Annotated in this window: 3 protein-coding genes; all 3 read right to left on the bottom strand. The window is 42.1% G+C overall.

What is annotated here, in order from left to right; genetic code table 11:
• Positions 1-356: 356 nt before the first annotated feature.
• Positions 357-3,455: an efflux RND transporter permease subunit gene (locus tag H6F92_RS07525; RefSeq protein ID WP_190357386.1), complete on the bottom strand. Its 3,099-nt coding sequence runs from the start codon at positions 3,453-3,455 to the stop codon at positions 357-359.
• Positions 3,456-3,867: 412 nt separating this feature from the next.
• Positions 3,868-5,394: an efflux RND transporter periplasmic adaptor subunit gene (locus H6F92_RS07520; RefSeq protein ID WP_242030044.1), complete on the bottom strand. Its 1,527-nt coding sequence runs from the start codon at positions 5,392-5,394 to the stop codon at positions 3,868-3,870.
• Positions 5,395-5,479: 85 nt separating this feature from the next.
• Positions 5,480-6,454, bottom strand: coding sequence for a PEP-CTERM sorting domain-containing protein (locus H6F92_RS07515; RefSeq protein ID WP_190357384.1), 975 nt, complete (start codon positions 6,452-6,454; stop codon positions 5,480-5,482).
• Between the last annotated feature and the right edge of the window lie 8 nt (positions 6,455-6,462).

Raw genomic sequence — 6,462 nt, 5'->3', positions numbered from 1 at the left:
TGATTTTCCTTGATCTATCTGGGTTTCAGCGATTTTGGGCTTCTCGAAGTAAATCCCAAGCGGGGATTGGAGTTGAGGCTTTTCTCGATTTGTTTTTTGTCTAAGTCCCACTAGCTGGCATCTTATTTTTACGCAAGTCCCTTACTAGGAATTATTATTAATAAGTGAGAGATGGTGCGGCAAACTTTTTCGAGCTAAAACCATGAAAAGCTTACGATATATGGATTTCAGCCTTCTTGTCCCCCTGTCAGGGGAGTTAGTCTAAACTCCCGTTATGGGTTGACAGGGATTTTCCGAGAGTGATAGAAGAGCGATACTCTTGATGGCAAGACAAAATAACTGCGATAATCATACCGTTACTGCGGTTTAGCACTCTGTGTAAGGTTTTTACGACCTAAGAGTAGATATACGGAAGGAACAAAATATAACGCTATTAAAGTGGCGCCACCTAACCCACCGACAATACTAATCGCAAGAGGTGGCCAAAAACCACTGGGATCAAATAATAAAGGGATAAACCCCATTATCGTGGTTAAGGTGGTCGCTACCACATGACGAGTTGCACGAATCACCACATTTCGAGTTGCTCGACGTGAACCAAGGCTGGCTTGAGCATCATGACGCAAAGCGTCAAGAATTACGATTGAATCATTAACACAGATTCCTAAAAGTCCAATGATCCCTAAAATCGCTGTAAACCCAAAAGGATAATTAAACAAGGCCAATGATCCTAAGCCTAGTCCTAAAGATAAAATGGCAACTATGATAATAATACTAGCCATACGGAAAGAATTAAAAGTGAGGACTAAACTGGCCACCATAACGATCGCTAAAACCCCAAGAGTTGCAATCAAATTACTTAAAGCATCCTGACGTTCTCCTTGTTCTCCGCCAAAATCCCATGAATAACCATAGGGTAACTGAAAATTACTCATTTCTAATCGTTTTTCAAACTCAGAGAGTACTTGTTCCGGTAATACACCAGCCGGAATAAAACCCTGTATGGTATTCATCCTTTGGCCATTACGACGTGAAATAGCAACAATATCGGGGACAATTTCCACATTTCCCACCGCTGATAAGGGAACAATTGTCGATGAAGTTGCAGAATTTCCTGAAGATAAGAGGTTTAATGAGCTAATTTCAGCTAGATTGCTCCGTTGACTATTAGAAGTCCGAACTCTCACAGGTAGTTCTTTTGTTCCTTCTAAAATCGAGCCTCCGACTGTTCCCTCTAAACTGGTGTCTAATTGACGAGCAACGGCTCTTTTATCTAACCCTGCTAAACGTAGCTTTTCTTCATTAAGATTGACAGCTAATTTGGGCAAACTTTCGCTTAAAGTGGCGCGAGTATGGATAATATCAGGGGTTTTAGCTAATTCGGCGCGAACTTGATCGCCTAAAGCCTGTAATTGGGCTAAATCTGACCCATATAAGCGTAATTCAATCGGTGCATCAAAAGGAGGACCCTGTTCTAATTGTCGGACAATAATTTGCGCTTGGGGAAAGGCTTGATCTAATTCTTGCTGTAAGGTGCGAATTAACGCACCCGACTTGACGTTTTTCTGAAGTTGAACAATTCCTTGAGCATAATTAGGAGATTGTTCTCGATTTTGTAAGACATTGTAGTAAAAAGAGGGCGCACTTTTCCCAATAAACCATTGAACGTCTTGAATTTCAGGATGCTGTAAGATTAACTTTCGGGCTTGCATCACTTGAGACTGGGTTTCGGGTAAAGACACACTGATGGGTAATTCAAAGGTTAAATGAAATTGTTCGCGATCGGTGGGGGGGAAAAACTGTTGTTGTAGGGTAGGAAAGCTAATAAAACCCCATAAGGGAAGAATAAGAATAAGGGCGATCGCTAATAAGGGACGTTGAAAAGTGCGATCTAAACTCCACTTATAAAGATAGGTTAAACGAGAATGGGTAAATCCGCTTTGCCACCAATATCCATTTGTGGGGGTTGGTTGCCAATGATGTAATCTTCCCGCTAAGGCGGGAATCACGGTGACAGATAGAATAAACGAGCTAATTAGGGCTAAAATTACGGTTACTCCAATCGTTCCGGTAAATTCTCCAGTTGCTCCTGAAGCGGTAGCAATGGGCAAAAAAGCGATAACACTGGTAAAGGTAGAAGCGAGTAAGGGAATAAAAATATGATGTACGGTAGTAGCAACGGCTTTGAGCGGTGATATACCTTCTTCTTCTTTTAAAGCCATTTGCACCTCATCAACCACAATAATCGCATTATCAATTAATAATCCCAAAGCAATGATTAGTCCTGTTACCGAAATTTGATGTAGGGGAATGCCTAACACCTTCATACTGCCAAAAACCATCAAAACTGATAAAGGAAGTGATGTTCCCACGATTAAAGATGATTTCCAGCCCATGATCACAAAGGTGATCCCAAAAACTAAGACAGCACCCATGATCAGGTTTGATAAAACCGAGTCTAGTTGTTGCTGCACATAACGACTTTGATTAAAGATAATGTGTAGGCCAATTCCTTGAGGAAGGTTTTTTTCAAATCTTTCTAACTTAGCCTTGGCGACTGTCATCCAAGAATCTAAGCGTCTATCAGATTCCACAAAAGCAGCAATTGCGATCGCCCGTTTTCCCTTAATCATCGCGACTTCTCTGGGGGGATCTTCAATTCCTTTACTAATATTTGCAATATCACCTAATCGCACTACTTGACTAGACGAACCTGATTTAATTGATAAACGATTTAAACGGTCTAAAGAATCTAATTCTCCTTCAATTTCCAGCAATAAGTTACTTTGTTCGCTTCGTAATTGGCCGGCAGCAACTTTGGCATCACTTTCTAAGATTTGTTGAGATAGGGACTGTATGGTTAATCCTAAATGGGTTAATTGTTGGGGAGCAACTTCAACTCGAATTTCCTCCGTAGGATTGCCAAATAATTCAACTTTTTCTGTTCCTTCAATTAACCGTAAATCATCTTCTAATTCTTGCGCCCAACGGCTCAAAATGCCATAATTCGGAGGGCTTGATAATTGCCAAGTTAAAGCAACAATTAAGGCGTTGGCTTTGGGTTTTGATTCTTCAAATTCAGGGAGAGAAGTTCCCGATGGTAATTGAGAAACAGCATCATTGACTTTATCACGAATTTGTGACCAAACGGGATCAACATCGGTAATTTGGTCATTTAATTCAATGGTAATGCTGGAGAAGCCAAGCTGAGAGGTAGAATCAATATTTTGAATTTCTTCAACTTCTAGTAAAGCTTGTTCTAATTTATCAGTAACTAGCGTTTCTACTCGTTCAGGGGTTGCGCCTGGAAATTGGGTGTTAATGACCGCAAAACGAGGGGTTAATTCGGGATCTTCCATACGAGGTAAACTGAAAAAGGAAGATAAGCCCCAAACGGCGATCGCCAAAATAGTTAAAACTAATAATCGGACGTTTTTATAAAAGATGGAAGACATAGGAGAATGATGAATTAAGAATTGAGAATTATGAAGTTCGGGGGAGAAAGTAATAAGTAATAAGTAGGGTTTGCGGCAAAAAGTTTTTCCTGGGGGCAGGGTGTGACCCCCCCAACCCCCCCCGACATCGGGGGGGCAGGTGGGGTGTGGGGTGTAGGGTTTTACCCATTTTCAGGTGGTCAATTACCTAATTTTCAGGGAAAAAGTCCCGGAATTTTCTCCGCGATCACTCCCAGATCTGGTACTTTTTGATTTCCCAAAAGTCTAAAAGTCTTACCCAACAAGGTTTTTAGATTTATTCAGCAAACCCTAAGTAGGGAGGCACAATTATTTGTCGGATGGGTTAGCGGTAGCGTAACATAATCGGGCGTTGGGTTTCATGCTTCAACCCAACCTACGTTCTGCTCACTGTTTACTGTTTACTAATTGTTACCTTTTGCCCCGAAATAATGCGATTTGTGCCATTAGTAATCACTTTTTCGGTTCCGTCTAATGTTCCTCGCACGAGAACTCGCTCCCCATCGGTGTATAAAACCTCCACATCCCGACGTTCTACGACAAATCCTTGGGCTGCATTCCCATCTCCTAGGACATAAATCGACCATAATCCTCGAATTCCCTTAACAAGAGCGGTACTAGGTAGCCAATAACCCGAAGTATTAATGTTTTGTTGCCATTTCCAGGTGACAATTTGTCCAGTGGTTAGCAGCGGTGAGGTAGCCTCGCCGCTACTTCCTGCTCCTTTAACTTGAAAAACCACCGTCACGGTACGACTAGCAGCATCTAGTTCAGGTAAAATTGCCTTAACGGTCGCTGAATAAGATTTTTGGTCAATTTTTAGGGTTTGTGATTGTCCCATCTTGATCTCAGAAGTCAGGGACGTAGGAACACCAATATGGGCTTTAACGCCGTCTAATTGTACCAAACGCACCACCCCTTGACCCGCTTGTACCGCCGTTCCTTGATCGAGATAACGTTTTTGAATTTTGCCCGAAAAAGGGGCTTTAAGAACGGTCTTTTCTAAATCAAGTTCAATACTAGCTAAACGACTATCTAGCTGTTTAATAGCTGCTTTTTGGGCTTCAATCACTTCCCTGCGAGTCCCTGCTAACAACTCATCCAGTTGACTTTGAGCCTGTTTAATCCTTGCTCGCTGTTGAGTTAAGATTTCAGGGCGTGTTCCTGCTAATAGCTCATCTAATTGGCTCTGGGCTTCATTAACCCTTGCCTGTTGACTATCCATATCTGTGACCACTTCGTCAAACTGTTCACGAGAAATAGCCCCTTGCGTATAAAGATTCTGTCGTCGCTCCTGTTTACTACGAGCCAAAGCTAATTGTGCTTGCAGGGTTTTCAAACGCGCTTGGGCTGCCGCAATGGTTTCAGTGCGAGGTCCCACTTCCATCTCTTGTAGTTGAGCTTTTTCTTGAGCCAAATTTGCTTGGGCTGCGGCAATGGTTTCAGCACGAGAACCCGCCTCCATTTCTTTTAATTGTGCTAAAGCCTGTTGTTTTTGGGCTAATAAGTCTTGTGTTTGGGCGATTAATTGACGGTCATCTAAACGAGCAAGGGGCGTTCCTTGATTCACCCATTGTCCTTCTGTCACCAGCAGTTGAGTCATTGTTCCTCCTCGTTCAAACCCTAAATCACTGGTATTTTGAGCGACAATTTCCCCAGTGTAAGTTCGAGACTGTTGATAAGCATTGACCTGTACTAGCCGGTCAATTTCAACGGGGAGAAGATGTTCATTTTCGGCAACAGAAGGGGCGATTGGTTGAGTTGGTTGACTCATTGACCCAATCCCATAACCGACTCCTAACAATAAAAGTCCCCCAAGATACCATCGCCGAACCCATTGGAAACGGCGTTTTGATTGTTTTTGAGGTTCAGAAGAGGTGGCAGTGATTTTTAGGGGATATTCCGACATAGGAGGTGACATAGGATGGTTATCTGGCATAAGTCTATTCATTAAAGAATTTAACGTGAAGACGGGGATGGGTCTCAGCTTATCTACAACTGCTGTCCTATTCTTTCCGAATTTTATTTTTCAAACGACACCCTACGGCAATAATGCCTAAACTCATTAAGCCAAGGGTAACAGAAGGTTCAGGAGTCGAAACAATTCTCAGTTGCAGGGGAAATTGAATAGAAACCACGGGATTTAATGGGCCAATTGAGGGATCGATAAAAACGTCATCTGGGACAACGGCGGCATCTTCACTGACTAATTGTACTTTATTAGAACCCACATCGACTAAGAAAGCATTGGCTAATCCGTCAAATTCTCCGAGCAGGCCAGCTACCTTAGAAACACTAAAGGGATCACTAATAATCGCTTCAGAGTCATCATCAGGAACGGTGGTTGCGCCATATTCTAAGAATGAATAAATATCGCTATAACCAAAGCTAAGAATTTTAGTGTTGTCCAACAATAAAAAGCTTTCTACTTCCTTAGGATTAGCGGCATAAATGCGTTCTTCTAGAGAAGATGTAGGAGAGGAAAAATAGTTCTGTCCATTGATATCATCTCCTAAATTCCAACTCTTGGTAAAATCCCCGTTTTTAGGACCAAAACTAAAGCCAATACGACCGACATTAATACTGTTATTGGTGAGGAAAGTCGCAAAGTTAGAAAATCCTGTAATATTATTTAACAATGTGGCGGCTCGGGTTGCTCCTAAAGGATTAACCAAATTTTCGGGACTAAAATCAATCCCCGCAGCATAATAGGGGGCTGGATTTCCGGGTGAATTTAAACTGGTTTCAGTGTGACCGGCGCCATAGCCCACAAATCCTTGAGGAGTCGGGTCTGTTCGTTTTCCAAATAACCGCAAACAGTTATTAGAAGCAATAGGCCGAGTTGCAATAAATTGGATGGAACTAAAATCAAATAAATCACCTGTTTCACAACTAGCAGCACGAGTGGGAAGGGGAGCTAATAAAGTGGCTGTTCCAGCGGTAGTTAGCCCAAGCAATAAAGCAAAATGACGCATAGACATGAGTTTTT

This window comes from Microcystis wesenbergii FACHB-1317 (assembly GCF_014696875.1).
In the GTDB taxonomy this organism is placed as follows: domain Bacteria; phylum Cyanobacteriota; class Cyanobacteriia; order Cyanobacteriales; family Microcystaceae; genus Microcystis; species Microcystis wesenbergii_A.
Note: the sequence above shows the minus strand (reverse complement) of the source record. Positions and strands in the feature narration are given on the sequence as shown.